Annotated in this window: 12 protein-coding genes and 2 pseudogenes; 7 read left to right on the top strand and 7 right to left on the bottom strand. The window is 72.9% G+C overall.

What is annotated here, in order from left to right:
• Positions 1 to 96 (bottom strand): annotated as a pseudogene (locus tag AB0M28_RS29375) (IMP dehydrogenase); the annotation flags it as partial.
• Positions 81 to 1,787, bottom strand: a complete 1,707-nt coding sequence (locus AB0M28_RS29370; protein WP_365411503.1) for an elongation factor G — start codon at positions 1,785 to 1,787, stop codon at positions 81 to 83. The pseudogene AB0M28_RS29375 and the gene AB0M28_RS29370, both read right to left, overlap by 16 nt.
• 516 nt (positions 1,788 to 2,303) lie before the next feature.
• Between AB0M28_RS29370 and AB0M28_RS29365 the strand changes: the two genes are divergently transcribed.
• Together AB0M28_RS29365 and AB0M28_RS29360 are read left to right on the top strand one after the other, a co-directional pair.
• Entirely contained in the window at positions 2,304 to 3,131 is an 828-nt protein-coding gene (locus AB0M28_RS29365) for a DUF1206 domain-containing protein (RefSeq protein ID WP_365411500.1), read from the top strand.
• Positions 3,132 to 3,262: 131 nt separating this feature from the next.
• The gene (locus AB0M28_RS29360) at positions 3,263 to 4,249 is read left to right on the top strand and encodes an aldo/keto reductase (RefSeq protein ID WP_365411497.1); all 987 of its coding nucleotides are present in this window, start codon (positions 3,263 to 3,265) and stop codon (positions 4,247 to 4,249) included.
• A gap of 14 nt (positions 4,250 to 4,263) precedes the next feature.
• Here AB0M28_RS29360 and gvpO read toward each other — a convergent pair.
• Positions 4,264 to 4,548 (bottom strand): annotated as a pseudogene (gene gvpO, locus AB0M28_RS29355) (gas vesicle protein GvpO); the annotation flags it as partial.
• Positions 4,549 to 4,663: 115 nt separating this feature from the next.
• Between gvpO and AB0M28_RS29350 the strand changes: the two are divergent.
• Both AB0M28_RS29350 and AB0M28_RS29345 read left to right on the top strand, forming a co-directional pair.
• A complete protein-coding gene (locus tag AB0M28_RS29350) occupies positions 4,664 to 6,691 on the top strand; it encodes a glycosyl hydrolase family 28-related protein (RefSeq protein WP_365411494.1) in 2,028 nt (675 codons plus the stop codon).
• A gap of 96 nt (positions 6,692 to 6,787) precedes the next feature.
• Positions 6,788 to 8,236 (top strand): M28 family metallopeptidase, encoded by a 1,449-nt coding sequence (locus AB0M28_RS29345; protein ID WP_365411491.1) that lies wholly within the window; start codon positions 6,788 to 6,790, stop codon positions 8,234 to 8,236.
• Positions 8,237 to 8,249: 13 nt separating this feature from the next.
• On the opposite strand, the gene AB0M28_RS29340 is transcribed toward AB0M28_RS29345, so the two are convergent.
• A complete protein-coding gene (locus tag AB0M28_RS29340) occupies positions 8,250 to 8,627 on the bottom strand; it encodes a MerR family transcriptional regulator (RefSeq protein WP_365411488.1) in 378 nt (125 codons plus the stop codon).
• Between the two features lie 20 nt (positions 8,628 to 8,647).
• Complete coding sequence (locus AB0M28_RS29335; RefSeq protein WP_365411485.1) at positions 8,648 to 9,652, bottom strand: NADP-dependent oxidoreductase; 1,005 nt, start codon at positions 9,650 to 9,652, stop codon at positions 8,648 to 8,650.
• 231 nt (positions 9,653 to 9,883) lie between these two features.
• Here AB0M28_RS29335 and AB0M28_RS29330 point away from each other — a divergent pair, with 231 nt between their 5' ends.
• Positions 9,884 to 10,942 (top strand): protein kinase family protein, encoded by a 1,059-nt coding sequence (locus AB0M28_RS29330; protein WP_365411482.1) that lies wholly within the window; start codon positions 9,884 to 9,886, stop codon positions 10,940 to 10,942.
• A 48-nt stretch (positions 10,943 to 10,990) separates the two neighbouring features.
• The gene (locus AB0M28_RS29325) at positions 10,991 to 11,644 is read left to right on the top strand and encodes a class I SAM-dependent methyltransferase (RefSeq protein ID WP_365411479.1); all 654 of its coding nucleotides are present in this window, start codon (positions 10,991 to 10,993) and stop codon (positions 11,642 to 11,644) included.
• A 90-nt stretch (positions 11,645 to 11,734) separates the two neighbouring features.
• Here the strand turns inward: AB0M28_RS29325 and AB0M28_RS29320 are convergent, their stop codons facing one another.
• Complete coding sequence (locus AB0M28_RS29320) at positions 11,735 to 12,592, bottom strand: phytanoyl-CoA dioxygenase family protein (protein ID WP_365411476.1); 858 nt, start codon at positions 12,590 to 12,592, stop codon at positions 11,735 to 11,737.
• A gap of 70 nt (positions 12,593 to 12,662) precedes the next feature.
• On the opposite strand from AB0M28_RS29320, the gene AB0M28_RS29315 reads away from it, so the two are divergent.
• Positions 12,663 to 13,574: an AraC family transcriptional regulator gene (locus AB0M28_RS29315; RefSeq protein ID WP_365411473.1), complete on the top strand. Its 912-nt coding sequence runs from the start codon at positions 12,663 to 12,665 to the stop codon at positions 13,572 to 13,574.
• On the opposite strand, the gene AB0M28_RS29310 is transcribed toward AB0M28_RS29315, so the two are convergent.
• Complete coding sequence (locus AB0M28_RS29310; protein ID WP_365411509.1) at positions 13,558 to 14,811, bottom strand: MFS transporter; 1,254 nt, start codon at positions 14,809 to 14,811, stop codon at positions 13,558 to 13,560. The genes AB0M28_RS29315 and AB0M28_RS29310 overlap by 17 nt on opposite strands.
• Between the last annotated feature and the right edge of the window lie 69 nt (positions 14,812 to 14,880).

Here is a 14,880-nt window from a genome sequence, read left to right as displayed (position 1 = left end):
CTCCTCGCCCGGCACCTCGTCGGTGGCGACCAGGGTGCCCTGGGCGTTGGGGATGCGTACGTACTCGGCCTGGCAGGTGCTCATGAACTCCCGGTCTCCGAGGAGTCCTTCACATGCGTGGCGCCGTCCGTCAGCGTGACCTTCACACCCGTGACCGGGTGGCCCGCGATCGGGCCCTCGGCCAGGGCGTCCCGGCAGCCGGCCTCGACCGCGCGGACGAACTCCTGCGGTACGCGGCCGCCGGTCACCGCCGAGGTGAACGTGAATCCCTCATCCTGTGCCTCCACATCGATCACGACGTGCGCGAACTGGCCCGCGCCGCCGTCCTGTTTGACATGCCGGTACACCAGGCCCGCCACACCCCGCACGACCGTCTCGCGGTACGCCACGCGGGGCCGGCCGACGGCGGCCTCGAGGCCGTGGGCGCGGTGGATCTTCTCCACCGCGACCTCCAGATGCAGCTCGCCCATGCCGGAGAGCAGCGTCTGGCCGGTCTCGGGATCCGTCCGTACGGACAGCGACGGGTCCTCCTCCACCAGCCGGGCCAGCGCGGTGGCCAGCCGGTCGGTGTCCGTGCCGCGCCGGGCCTCGACGGCGACCGAGACGACCGGTTCCGCCACGGTGGGCGGTTCCAGCGTCAGCGGCGCGCCGGGGCTGCACAGCGTCGCCCCGGCGCGGGCCGACTTCAGCCCGGCCACGGCGACGATGTCGCCCGCGACCGCGGTGTCCGCCTCCGCGTGCCGGTCGGCCTGCACCCGCAGGATGCGGCCGATCCGCTCGGTGCGGCCGGTGGCGGTGTTGAGCACGGTGTCCCCGCGGCGGATCGTGCCGGCGTAGACGCGCAGGCTCGTCAGCCGCCCCGTGGGCGCCGAGTCGACCTTGAACACCAGTCCCGCGAACGGCTCCGCCGGATCCGCCGCCCGCCGTCCCGGAACCGGGGGGACGTCGAGCGGGGACGGCAGGTACGCGGCCACGGCGTCGAGCAGGGGCTCGATGCCGCGGTTCTTGTACGCCGAGCCGCACAGCACGACCAGGCCCTCGCCCGAGAGCGTCAGCTCGCGCAGGGCGCGGGCCAGCGTCGCCGCGTGCAGCGTGCCCGAGGCGCAGAACTCCTCGAACGCGCCCGGGTGCAGCTCCGCCACCGCCTCCTCGAGCGCCCGGCGACGCCGCCGTGCCTCCGCGGCCGACGCCTCGGGGACCGGGCCCTCGGCCTGCCCGTCCGCGTCCCAGGTCAGGGCGCGCAGCGTGAGCAGGTCGACGACACCGGTGAAGCCGTCCTCGTGGCCGATCGGCAGCTGTACGACGAGGGGTGCCGGGTGCAGCCGCTCCCGGATGGAGGCGACCGCGGTGTCGAGGTCGGCGCCCGCCCGGTCCAGCTTGTTGACGAACGCCAGGCGCGGTACGCCGTGCCGGTCGGCCTGCCGCCACACCGACTCGCTCTGCGGCTCGACGCCCGCCACGGCGTCGAACACCGCGACGGCGCCGTCGAGGACGCGCAGCGAGCGCTCGACCTCGTCGGCGAAGTCGACGTGGCCGGGCGTGTCGATCAGGTTGACCTGGTGGCCGTTCCAGACGCAGCTGACCGCCGCGGCGAAGATGGTGATGCCACGATCGCGCTCCTGGGAGTCGAAGTCGGTGACGGTCGTGCCCTCGTGCACCTCGCCGCGCTTGTGGGTGGCGCCGGTGAGGAACAGGATCCGTTCGGTGACGGTGGTCTTGCCGGCGTCCACGTGGGCGAGGATGCCGATGTTGCGGACGAGGGTGAGGGGGTTGAGGTGAGTACGCACAGCCCGGGGCCTTTCAGCGTGTCGTGAATCAGGGCGGCGCGATCGCGCGACGGGGCCCGTCCGCAGTGCGGGCAGGCGTCATCCCCCGTGGTGCAGGGGGAGGTTGTCTCCGCCGGGGGCGGGGAGGTGGATCGTCGCGGTCTCCGGTGCCGGCCGCGCAGCCGTCACCGGGAGGACGGAGAGATCAGGATCACGTCGAACCGGGTGCGGGGAACGGCGACGGTAGCGGTGCGGTCACGCACGGCCGTATCTCCCCTCACTCGTCGGAACACGCCGCGTCAGGTGGAGGCGGCGTGCGGGGTGAGTGTAGCGAGCGCGGCGGGTGTACAGGCAAGCGGTTTTCGGCAAGTCGCGGTTGCACGACGGGAGTCGCACGGCCTGGGGGCAGGTCGGCGCGGAGCGCGAGGCGGCGGGAGCCGCGCCGCTGTGGCGGCGGAGGCGCTCCCGTTTTCCGCTCGCCGGGCCAGGGCACCCGGGTGGGGTCCGCAACTCACCCGAAGGCGAACGGACCTGGAGATGGCCGTGCTGGATCAGCGGAACAGGTCGGCGCAGGCGGCCGGCGGCGTGGCGCTCGGTGTCGCCGCCCGGTGCGGGCTGGCGACCCGCGGCGTGCTGTATCTGCTGGTGGGCGCCCTGGCCGTGCAGGTCGCGACCGGCGACGCGGGACAGCAGGCGGACCGGGGCGGTGCCCTGGAGGTCGTCGCCCGGCAGCCGTTCGGCGGGGTGCTGCTGTGGGCGATCGGCCTCGGGCTCGCGGCGATGGCCCTGTGGCGGCTGTCCGAGGCGGTGTTCGGGGCGGCCGGACATGACGGCAGGCGTCCGCGCCGCCGGCTGCTGGGCGCCGCGCGGTTCGTGTTCTACGGGCTGCTGTGCGCCTCCGTCCTCGCCTTCGCCGTGGGGCGGGAGGACAGCGGGAGCGGCAGGAGCGACCGGCGTTCGCGGGACGTCACGGCACGAGTGCTCGACCTGCCCGGTGGCCGGTGGATCGTGGGGGCGGTGGCCGCAGCGATCATCGCCGGTGGCGCGACGATCGCCGTACGGGCGGCGCTGCGGCGTTTCCGCAAGCGTCTGGAGCCGGCGTCGATGAGCAGGCGCGAGCTGCGGGCCATGGACGTGACAGGTGCCGGCGGCGGGATGGCGCGGGGTGTGGTCTTCGCCGCGGCCGGCGGCTTTCTGGTGAAGGCGGCCGTCGAGTTCGAACCGGATCAGGCGCGGGGCGTGGACGACACGCTGCGCTCCTTCGCCGGGACTCCGGCGGGGCCGTGGCTGCTGGCGGTGGTCGCGGCGGGGCTGGCCCTGTTCGGGCTGTACTCGTTCGGCATGGCGCGGTGGCGGAAGGTCTGAACCGGTACCGTCCGCCCGGAGCCGGCCGGCGGCGCGGACCGTCGACGGGCTGCCCCGTAATGGGTTTGACCCGGAGCACACTCGAAGGCCTAGCGTCCTGACGTACGGTTCGACGACGCAGGAGGCAGACCATGAACGACCTTCCCACCCGGCACCTCGGCGCACTCGCCGTCTCCGCGCAGGGGCTGGGCTGCATGGGCATGAGCCACGCCTACGGGGCGTCGGACGACGAGGAGTCCGTCGCGACGCTGCACCGGGCCCTCGACCTGGGCGTGACCCTGCTGGACACCTCGGACTTCTACGGTGTGGGGCACAACGAGGAGCTGATCGGCCGGGCGATCGCCGGGCGGCGCGACGAGGTGGTCCTGGCCACGAAGTTCGGGTTCGCCAACCGGCTGGGCGAGCCGACCGAGATCCGCGGTGACGCCGCCTACGTAAGCCAGGCGTGCGAGGCGTCGCTGCGCCGTCTCGGGGTGGACCACATCGACCTGTACTACCTGCACCGGGTCGACCAGCGGGTGCCGATCGAGGAGACCGTCGGCGCGATGGCCGAGCTGGTGCGGGCCGGGAAGGTACGGCACCTCGGGCTGTCCGAGGCGAGCCCGCGGACGATCCGGCGGGCGCACGCCGTGCATCCGATCGCGGCGCTGCAGAGCGAGTGGTCGCTGTGGACGCGGGACCTGGAGGCGGAGACCGTGCCGGTCTGCCGTGAACTGGGCATCGGGCTGGTGCCGTTCTCGCCGCTGGGGCGCGGCTTCCTGACCGGCCGGTACCAGTCGGTGGAGAAGCTGGAGGAGTCGGACATGCGGCGCGGCCAGCCGCGTTTCGCCGACGGCAACCTGGAGCGGAACCTCGCGATCGTCGCGCGGCTGGAGGAGCTGGCCGCGGCGAAGGGGGTCACCGCCGGTCAGCTCGCGCTGGCCTGGGTGCAGCACCGGGGCGACGACGTGGTGCCCATCCCCGGCACCCGACGGCAGAGTTACCTCCAGGAGAACCTCGCGGCGCTGGCGATCGAGCTCAGCGCCGAGGATCTGGCCGCGATCGAGGCCGCGGCGCCGGCCGGGGAGATCGCGGGCAGCCGGTACGACGCGACGAGCCTGACGTTCGTGGAGGGGTGAACCCCGAGGATCACCTCGTACAAAGCCATGGGCGTGAAGTCGTCCGGCGAGCGCCGGCATTCGACCACCTCAAGGTGGACGGTCCAGTGTCCGTCGTTCCCCTGGACGACCGTGGTGACGGCCTCGGCCGCCATCCCGCTCAGTTCGGTGAACCACCGGCGCGCGCCGCGCAGCACCTCGCCCACGTCCGGGGCCGGGCCCGCAGGCAGGGTGTTGCGGCGGCCGGGTCGTACGCCGAAGACAACGACGTAACAAGCAAGGAGGTGTACGCAAGAATGTGACAGCCTGAAGAAAATCATTGGCAGTGCCTCTTGTGGCGGAGGTGCCGGCGCCCTACTGTCGCCTCACCCGTGAGAGGCCGGCCTGTCCCGAGCCTCTCCGGCGGCCGACTCCTGCGAGTGAAACGAGCCTTGGATGCCCCGGAGCAGCCTCACGCGCGGCGCACTCGCCGCCGCCCTCGCGTCCGTCACCGCCCTGGGCCTGCTCCTCGGCGGTTCGGGGCCGGCGTCCGCCGGCGCGGATGGGCCACGACCCGTCGTCACCCGCGCCGCGCTCGATCCGGCGCTGACCGCCGGGCGGGGGGCGGATGTGCCGTTCCTGGAGCAGGAGGCGGAGAACGCGCGGACCAGCGGGACGGTGATCGGGCCGGACCGCACCGCGTACACGCTGCCGGCGGAGGCGTCCGGGCGTTCGGCGGTGCGGCTGGCGCCCGGGCAGTGGGTCGAGTTCACGCTGCCCGCCGCCGCGAACGCGCTCACCGTGCGCTACAGCATCCCCGACGCCCCGGACGGCGGTGGGATCACCGCGCCGCTGGACGTGTCGGTGAACGGCCGCCCGGCGGCGCGGATGACGCTCACGTCGCAGTACTCCTGGCTGTACAACCAGTACCCGTTCACCAACGACCCCGGGGCGGACCTCCTGCACCCGGACTGGTGGATCACGGAGTGCCAGTGCGTGCCCGCCGCGACGAACCCGCCGCCGGTGCTCGACAAGCCCATCCGGCCCTTCCACTTCTACGACGAGCAGCGCCGGCTGCTGGGCCGGACGTACCGGGCCGGCGACGTGGTCCGGCTGACCGCGCCCGCCGGCTCCAGCGCCGCGTGGACGGTCGTCGACCTGCTGGACACCGAGCTGGTCGCGCCGCCGCGGGTGCGGACCGGCGCGGTGAACGCGGTGGCCTTCGGCGCTGACCCTTCCGGCCGGCGCGATTCGGCCGCGGCCATCGAACGGGCCATCGCCTACGCCCGGCACAAGGACCGCCCGGTCTACCTCCCGCCCGGCACCTTCCAGGTCAACCGGCACATCGTGGTCGACGACGTGACGATCGAGGGCGCGGGCAGCTGGTACACGGTCCTCAAGGGCCGCGAGGTCGCGCTGGACGAGCCCGCCCCCGACGGCTCGGTGCACACCGGGGTCGGCTTCTACGGCAAGGACGCCTCCGCCGGCGGCAGCGCGAACGTCCGGCTGTCAGGTTTCGCGATCGAGGGGGACGTGCGGGAGCGGATCGACACCGACCAGGTCAACGGGGTCGGCGGGGCGATGAGCGACTCCGTCGTGGAGGGCCTGTACATCCACCACACCAAGGTGGGGCTGTGGTTCGACGGTCCGATGAGCGGGCTGCGGGTCGTGGACAACGTGGTCACGGACCAGATCGCCGACGCCCTCAACTTCCACACCGGTGTCACCGACTCGCTCGTCGCGGGCAACTTCGTCCGCAACGCCGGCGACGACGGCCTGGCGCTCTGGTCGGACAAGCAGGCCGACGCCCGCAACACCGTCACCCGCAACACGGTCCAGTCCCCCGTGCTGGCCAACGGCATCGCGCTGTACGGCGGCACGGACAACACTGTCTCGGCCAACCTCGTCGCCGACCCGGTCCGCGAGGGAAGTGCGCTGCACGCCGGCACCCGGTTCGGGGCCGAGCCGTTCACCGGGAAGCTGCGGTTCACCGGCAACACCACGGTGCGGGCCGGCGGTCTGGAGCTGAACTGGCGGATCGGGATGGGCGCGATCTGGCTGTACGCCCTCGAGGGGAGCTTCGACGCGGACGTGCTGGTGTCCGGCGACCACTACCTCGACAGCACCTACAACGCGATCATGCTGGTCAGCGAGTGGGCGGTGAAGGACGTCCACACGATGGACGGCATCCGCTTCCGGGACATCCGCGTCGACGGAACGGGCACCTCCGTGCTGAGCGCGCGGGTGAAGGGCTCGGCGTCCTTCGAGAACGTCGACGCGCGCAACGTCGGGGCGGTGGGGGTGAACAACTGCGGGTCGTTCAACTTCCCGGCCACGGGTTCGGAGTTCTCCCTCACGGACCTCGGCGGCAACGACGGCGGCGGCACGGCCGGGCCGTGGCTGGCGCCCTGGCTGCTGCCCAACACGATCACGTGCGACGACCGGCCGCCGGTGGTGCCGCCGCCCGCTCCGTCACCGTGGTGACGCGGGTCCGGGGGCGTGGCCGGAAATCGCCCCTCCCCCGGATCGATCGCCTCCGCACCGTTGCCCGTCCTGTGCACGCCAACAAGCATGGGCGCCATGTCGTTGATTCCTGAACCATCCGGAAGCGAGCACGACACCGGCCGCCCCCGCGGCACCGCCCGGCGCACGGTCCTCTCGGCCGCCGCTCTCGGGCTCCCCCTGGCCGCCACCACCCTCCCGGCGGCCGCAGCCGACAAACCCGAGTCGGACGGCGCACCGGGCACGGCCCAGCCACCGGGCCGCGAACTGCGCGCCCTGCTGCGCGAGATCGACCCCCGCCGGATCGAGGCGACGGTCCGCAAGCTGGCGTCCTTCGGCACCCGGCACACCCTGTCCGTCCAGGACGACCCGGCGCGCGGCATCGGCGCCGCCCGGGACTGGATCCTGGCCGAGATGCGGCGCTACGCCGAGGCGAGCGGCGGGCGGATGACCGCGGAGCTGCAGTCGTACGTCCAGGAGCCGGCCAGCCGCATCCCGGTGGCGACGCGCATCACCAACATCGTGGCCACGCTGCGGGGTTCCGTCGCCCCCGAGCGGGTGTACGTCGTCTCCGGGCACTACGACTCGCGCGTCACGGACGTCATGAACGCCACCGCCGACGCCCCCGGAGCGGACGACGACGCCTCGGGCGTCGCCGTGGCGATGGAGCTGGCGCGGGTGATGGCCACCCGCCGGCCCGCCGCGACCCTCGTGTTCGCGGCGGTGGCCGGCGAGGAGCAGGGGCTGTACGGCTCCCGGCACATGGCGACGCAGTTCAAGGCGGCGGGCGCGGACGTCCAGGGGATGTTCACGAACGACATCGTGGGCAGCTCCACGGCGGACGACGGCACCCGCGACCCGTACACCGTGCGGCTGTTCGCGGAGGGCGTGCCCACGGCGGAGACACCCGAACAGGCCTCGGTACGCCGCTCGGTGGGCGGCGAGAACGACTCCCCCGCCCGGCAGCTCGCCCGCTTCGTCCGCGACACGTCGGACAACGACGCGACGGGCATGCGGGTGCGGGTGATCTACCGGCGCGACCGCTATCTCCGCGGCGGCGACCACATCCCGTTCCTGGAGCAGGCGTATCCGGCCGCCCGTTTCACGGAGCCGGCGGAGGACTTCGCGCACCAGCACCAGGACGTACGGGTGGTGGACGGCAAGCAGTTCGGCGACCTGCCCGAGTTCTGCGACTTCGGCTACATCGCGCGCGTCGCCAGGGTCAACGGCGCCGCCCTGTGGACGCTGGCCCAGGCGCCGGGCACACCGCGCAACGTCCGCATCCGCACCAGCGCGCTGACCAACTCGACGCAGCTGGAGTGGGACCGGGGCGCGGAGCCGGACCTGGCGGGCTACGACGTGGTGTGGCGGGAGACCACGGCGCCGGAGTGGGAGCACGTGATCGACGCGGGCGACGTCACGGCGCTGGAGGTCGACCTGTCCAAGGACAACGTCTTCTTCGGCGTGCGCGCCCGCAACCACGCGGGCAACTGCAGCCCGGTGGCGTTCCCGGTGCCGCTGGCGTAGACCGGGGCCGTGTTCATCCGGTCGGCGGCGGCTGCGTACGTGCCGCCGCCGCCAGCCGCTGCCGCAGGCCCGTCAGCCGGTCGATCTCCGTGTCGAGCGCCTCGAGACGGCCCGCGACGACCGGGCTGAACGCGCCCGTTCCGCCCGTACAGCGCCGCTGCGGGTCCTCGGCGAGCAGGTGGAGCCGGTGGGTGCGGCTGCGGATGTCCTCCAGGGTCAGGCCCAGGGCCTGCAGATCGCGGATGACACGGACGCGCGCCACCTCGGCCGGGCCGTAGTCGCGTTGACCGGACGGGGTCCGGGCGGGCGGTGGGAGCAGGCCGCGCTGTTCGTACAGGCGCAGCGCCCGGGGTGTGGTGCCCGCCGCCGCCGCGGCCTCGCCGATCCGCATCGCCCGCTCCCTCCGCTGTTCTACAGCTCCACGATCGCGGCTCCGTAGGCGCGGCCCGCGATGAGATCCGGCAACGCCGCCGGGGCCCGCTCCATTCCCCGGACCGCCGTGTACGCGAAGCGGATGGCGCCGGCGCGCAGCCACTCGGCGAAGCGGCCCTCCCACTCCGCCTCGACGTCGGGATGGTCCGCGCCGCTGTAGCCGGCCAGGGTGACGCCCCTGGTCAGCAGCAGGAACGTGTCGACGAGCGCCGGTGCGCTGCCACCGCGGCGACGCGGGGAGAGCTGGCCCGCGAGCGCGCCGACGAGGGCGAAGCGGGCGCCGCGGCGGGCGGACTCGACCGCGGCCGTCAACTGCTCGCCGCCCACGGTGTCGAGCATGACGTCGATGCCGTCGGGTGCGGCCTCGGCCAGCTGCGCCGCGACGGTCGTGCCGGTGCCGCGCAGCACCACGGCGTCGTAGCCGAGCTCCTCGCGCAGGCGCCGCGCCTTGGCCGGCGAGCCGGTGCTGCCGATCACCCGCGCGGCGCCGAGCAGACGGGCGATCTGGCCGGCCAGGGTGCCCACGGCTCCGGCGGCGCCGCTCACGAACACGGTGTCCCCCTCGCGGACGCGGGCGAGCCGGGTGAGGGCGCCGTACGCGGCGGAGCCCTGGGCGAGAGAGGCGGCCGGTTCGGGGAGCGTGCCGTCCAGGACCCGGCAGTCGGCCGCGCGCGGGGTGGCGTACTCCCGCCAGCCCTGCAGGTGCAGCACCCGCCGCCCCTTGGGCAGGGAGCCCTCCAGCACCTCCCCGACCGCCGGGCCGAAGAGGGCGTCACCGGGGTTCAGGGGCGGCAGCGGGACGTCCCGGGTCTCGCCGCCTATGAGCGTGCGCAGCCCCGGGAAGACCAGGAAGTGCGTGTTGCGGACGAGCACCTCGCCCTCCCCCGGCCTCGGAACGGGGACTTCGTCGAGCGTGAAGTCACCCGGGGCGGGGAGGGCGGCGGGCTTGCGGGCGAGGCGCACGAGGCGGTGGGTGTCGGTCATGGCGGGACGCTACGTCCTGACCCGCGGGTCAGGGTCAAGCCCCCATGGCCGCGTCTGTGTCGGTGCGATCAGCCGTAGGCAGCCCAGCCCGCCAGGTTGGACCGCTGCACGGTCGGCCGCGACACCCGCCGTCGATCTTCACGTAAAGTGCGGTCGCGCTCGGCAGGAGTGCGTAGCCGTTGAAGGATCGAGGTCGGTGCCCGGGTGGAGGCAGCAGTGAAGTGCCCTGACATGTCGCGCGGCGCACGTCTCACCGCCCATAGTGCCGTCTCCACATCCCTGGCCCTGTGCAGTGACCGCGCCCTGAGCGAACTCGTGGACGCCGCCATGCCGATCGACTCGGGCATCGGCGGCAAGTCGGCCCTGCTGGAGGTTGCCGGAACACCGGTCTTCGTGAAGCGGGTGCCCCTCACAGACCTGGAGATGCAACCGGACAGCGTCCGGTCCACAGCGAACTTGTTCGCGCTGCCGGTCTTCTGCCAGTACGGCATCGGCGGGCCGGGCTTCGGCGTCTGGAGGGAGCTCGCCGTCCACACCATGACGACGAACTGGGTCCTCGCGGGGGAATACGAGGGCTTCCCCCTGATGTACCACTGGCGGGTGCTGCCGGACTCCACGCCCCTGCCCGAGGAACTGGCCGACGTCGAACGGGCCGTCGCCTACTGGGGCGGCGGATCGCAGGTGCGCCGCCGGATCGAGGCTCTCCGGCAGTCCTCCGCGAGCGTCGCGCTGTTCCTGGAGTACATCCCGCAGAACCTGCACCAGTGGCTGGGCGAGCAGATGGACGCCGGCGGCGAGGCCGCCGACCGGGCCTGCGCCATGGTGGAGAGGGACCTGGAAGCTGGAACCTCGTTCATGAACAGCCGCAGCCTCCTGCACTTCGACGCCCACTTCGAGAACATCCTGACCGACGGCCGGCGCCTTTTCTTCGCGGACTACGGGCTTGCGATCTCCTCCCGATTCGAGCTGTCGCAGGAGGAGGTCGGCTTCTTCGACCGGCATCGGACCTACGACCGCTGCTACTCGGTCAGCTACCTGGTGAACTGGCTGGTCACCGCTCTGTACGGGTACGGGAGGGACGACCGCGAGGCGCAGGTGCGCGCGTATGCCCAAGGCCAGCGCCCCACGGGAATCCCGGAGGAGGCCGCGGCAATCCTCGCCCGACACGCACCGCTCACCGCAGTGATGGCGGACTTCTTTCGCAAGCTCCAGCGCGAGAGCAGGGAGACCCCGTACCCGCTGGAGGAGATCCGCCGGATCGGTCGTATGTACAGCCCGTCCATCGGCTGACGGACTCAGTGGCAGCGGACCGCGGAGCTACTCGTCTACGTTGGCCGGATGATCCAGTCTCCCTTCCTCGCCGCGCTGCGGGAGTCGTACGACACCGTCGCCGACGGCTACGCCGCCACCGTGCCCGCCCCGGACGCGCTGGACCCGTTGTCGCGGGCCGTGCTGGACGCGTTCGCCGAACTCGTACGCGACGGCGGGCCCGTGGCGGACGTGGGGTGCGGGCCCGGCAAGGTGACGGCGTATCTCGCGGGGATGGGGGTGCCGGTCTTCGGGGTCGATCTGTCGCCCCGGATGGTGGAGTTGGCGCGGACGACGCATCCCGGACTGCGGTTCGAGGTGGGGTCCATGACGTCGCTCGACGTCGGCGACGGCGCGCTCGGAGGTGTGCTGGCGTTCTACTCCACCCACCACATACCGCCGGAGGAGCTGCCGGGGGTCCTCGCGGAGTTCCACCGGACCCTCGCCCCCGGCGGGCGACTGCTGCTCGTCGGCCGCGTCGGCGATGCGGAGCATCTGCACCGGACGCTCTCCTACGGCGCGGACTCGGCCACCTTCGACTCGTACCGGATGCCGGCCGAGCGGATCGCCGGGCTGGTCGAGCGGGCCGGGCTCGTGGTCACGGCGCGGCTGGTGCAGGCGTACGGCGAGGGGACGAAGTCGGCCGTCGCGAGCCTGCTGGCGTACAAGCCGGGCGGATCCTGAGCCCGGACCCCCTCCCGACCATGGCTACGTTGCTCGGCCCTGGCCGCCCGTAGCGGTGCGGCGTTCACGCGCCGTTCCTCCGGGGCGCGATCACGGGACCGGCGGCCACAGGCGCGGGCACACCGCGGGATCGCTGTAGTCGGGGGCGCCGTCCGGCCGGGCGGCGGCCAGGCGGTCGTTGGTGTGGCGGGCGAGGGTGCCGTCCGCGTTCGCGGCGGCGACACGGCGGTTGTCGCCGGGCTGGAGGTGGACGGCGATCGACCGGCGTGCTTCGCCGCTGTGGTTGGGACCGCTGCCGTGGAGGGTCCTGCAGTGGTGGAAGCTGATCTGGCCGCGGGCGAGCGGCACGGTGACGATGCGCAGTTCGTGCTCGGTGGCGTACCGCTCGATCGTGGTGAGGTCCGGGTCGAAGAAGCTGAGATCCGTCCGCTCGTTCCAACGGTGGCTGCCGGCCGCGAACATGAGGGGACCGTGGCTGTCGGTGACGTCGTGGAAGGGCACCCACGCGGTCAGCATCTCCTCGCTGGAACAGCAGCGCCAGTACTGCCGGTCGGTGTGCCAGCCGACGTTGCCCTGCCGGGCCGAACCGTCCGGCTTGTACAGCAGTTGGTCGTGCCACAGCCGGATCTCCTCCGCTCCCGCGAGCCGGGCCGCGGCCGCGGAGATGAAGGTCTGCCGTACCAGACGGGCCAGTTCGTCCACCCGCAGCGAGGCGTAGTCGTTCTTGCGGAGCACGTCGCCGTCGGCGGGACGCCACCCCCACGCGTCCCGCTCGGGGTCGCCGGGCAGTTCGTGGTCGACGTCGCCGGCGTAGTGGCGGCGCATACCGCGCTCGGCGGCGTCCAGGGTCTCGTCGGTGAGGACCGGCGGGGAGATCCAGTACCCGCTCTCCCGGTAGAACGCGACGTCCTCGTCGGTCGGCAGCAGTGCGCGTGTCTCTGTCGTCATGCCCCGACGCTAGGAGGACGGGCCTTGTCCCGGCGTTCGGGTGACCCGGGCGTATGTACATAATCCTCGGGTGACCATCGACCGCCCCGCGGGACTGAGCGCCGGATTCCACGCGCACCTGGGGCAGTCCGGTGTGCCGGGGCTGGTCCACGCCGGCGATCAGCACGCCCCCACCAGCTGGGTCATCGACACCCACACCCATGCCGTCTGGGAGCTGTACCTGCAGCTGGCCGGTCCGCCGACGCGGTGGACGGTGGCGGAGGACATCCGGCACGTGCCGGCGCGCGGTCTGCTGATGGTGCCGCCGGGCGTGCCGCATGCGATGGCGGAGTCCAGCACGGCGCCGTACCACTTCGCCTTCGCCGCGCTGGCCCCCGCGGACCTCGTGCCGCCGGACGCTCTGCACCCGTTGTGGCGCCTGCGCCGGCCGTACGTGATCGCGGACGCCGGGTCGATGGTCGCGCCGTTCGAGCTGTTCCTGCGCGAGGTCACCACCCATCAGCCGCTGCGCGCAGCCGGACTGGCCTGCGCCGCGGCCCTGTTGGTGATCGAGGCGTCGCGGCTGGCCGACAGCCGTCCGCCGGGCCGCCAGCTGTCGATGCACCCGGCCGTCGCCACGGCCAAGCGGCACATCGAGAACCATCTCGCCGACGGCCGCACTGTCGACGACCTGGCGGCCGCGGCGCACCTGTCACCCTCGCACTTCGCCGAGCTGTTCCGCGCCGAGACGGGTGAGACGCCTGCCCGGTACCGCGTCCGTCTGCGCATGGAACGGGCCCGGCTGCTGCTCGCCGAGACCGATCTGACGGTCACCGCGATCGCCGCCGACCTCGGCTACTCGTCGTCCCAGCATTTCGCCACGGCCTTCCGCCGTGAGACAGGCACGACGCCGTCGCGGCACCGCGATCGGATCAGGGGCCGGGCGAGGTCGGGGCATGAGGGGTCCGGGCATGAGAGGCCCGTGCTCACCGGTCCGGCATGAAGACGTGGGCGGGCTCCGGCTCGTGATCCGGCGTCTCGTCCCGCCGGGGAAGTAGCAGCGGGGTGGTCAGGATCAGCAGTCCCGCGACCACGAGAGCGGTGCGCGGGCTGGTGGCGTCGGCGAGCAGCCCGGCGAGCGCGGTGAGAACGGCGATGGACGCCTGCTGGCCGATCGACCAGGCCGTCAGGGTGCGGGCGACCAACTGCTTGGGCGTGTGTTCGAGCCGGTAGGTGGCGAGCACCGGGCCGTACAGGCTCATGTTGACGATGATGGCCAGCTCTACGGCCATCACGGTGACGAGTCCGACGACGCCGGGACGGACGAACGCCAGGCCGATCAGCCAGACGGCGCGTAGGGTGCCGACGGTCCGGAAGACCCGGTGCCGGCCGAAGCGGGCCACGACACGGCGGGCCAGCCGGGAGCCGACGAGTCCGCCGAGGCAGGGAGCGGCGAAGGCGAGGCCGTACTGCCAGGGCGGGAACCCGAGCTGGCGGAGCAGGAGCACCGCCAGCAGCGGTTCCGTGGCCATGATCAGACCGGCGACGAGCATCTGGTTGAGGTAGAGCGGCCGCAGACCGGGGTGGCCCATGATGTGCCGCCAGCCGTCGAGCAGCGCCGAGGCCCCGACCGGGCTCTTGCCCGTGCTCGGCGGCGCCTCTTCCCCGCCGCGTATCGCGGTGATGCCCAGCGCGGAGAGCAGGTAGCTGAGCGCGTCGGCCACCACGGTGACGACCGGCCCGAACAGGCCGATCGCCGCCCCGCCGAGTGGTGGCCCCACCGCGATGGAGCTCCAGTTCGTGGACTCGAACCGGGCGTTGGCGACGAGCAGGTCGTCCGGCGGGACGAGGGCCTTGAGGTAGGCCCCGCTCGCCGCGTTGAACGCGATCTTGGCCGCGGCGACCACGGCCGAGATCACGAGCAGCTGGACGAAGCCGAGCCGGCCGAAGGCGTAGGCGACCGGGATCGTCGCCATCGCCGCGAACCGGGCCAGGTCCATCATGACCATGACCGGACGCTTACGCCGGAACTCCACCCACGGCGCGAGCGGCACGGCGATCAGCGCACCCACCGCGGGCCCCACCGCGGAGAGCGCGGACACCTCGGTGGGGCCGGCGTGCAACACCAGGACGGCGATCAGCGGCAGGGCCCCGAAGCCCAGCCCGGACCCGTACGCGCTCACCGCGTACGCCGCCCACAGCCAGCCGAACCGCCGGCCCAGCGCCCTCCTGCCCACCATGCCCAGCGCGCTCCCCACGAGATCCGACCGCACAAACCTACGTTGACCGGAGAGAGCTAACCGGGCGGA

The organism is Streptomyces sp. NPDC051940, assembly GCF_040680895.1.
In the GTDB taxonomy this organism is placed as follows: Bacteria; Actinomycetota; Actinomycetes; order Streptomycetales; family Streptomycetaceae; genus Streptomyces.
Note: the sequence above shows the minus strand (reverse complement) of the source record. Positions and strands in the feature narration are given on the sequence as shown.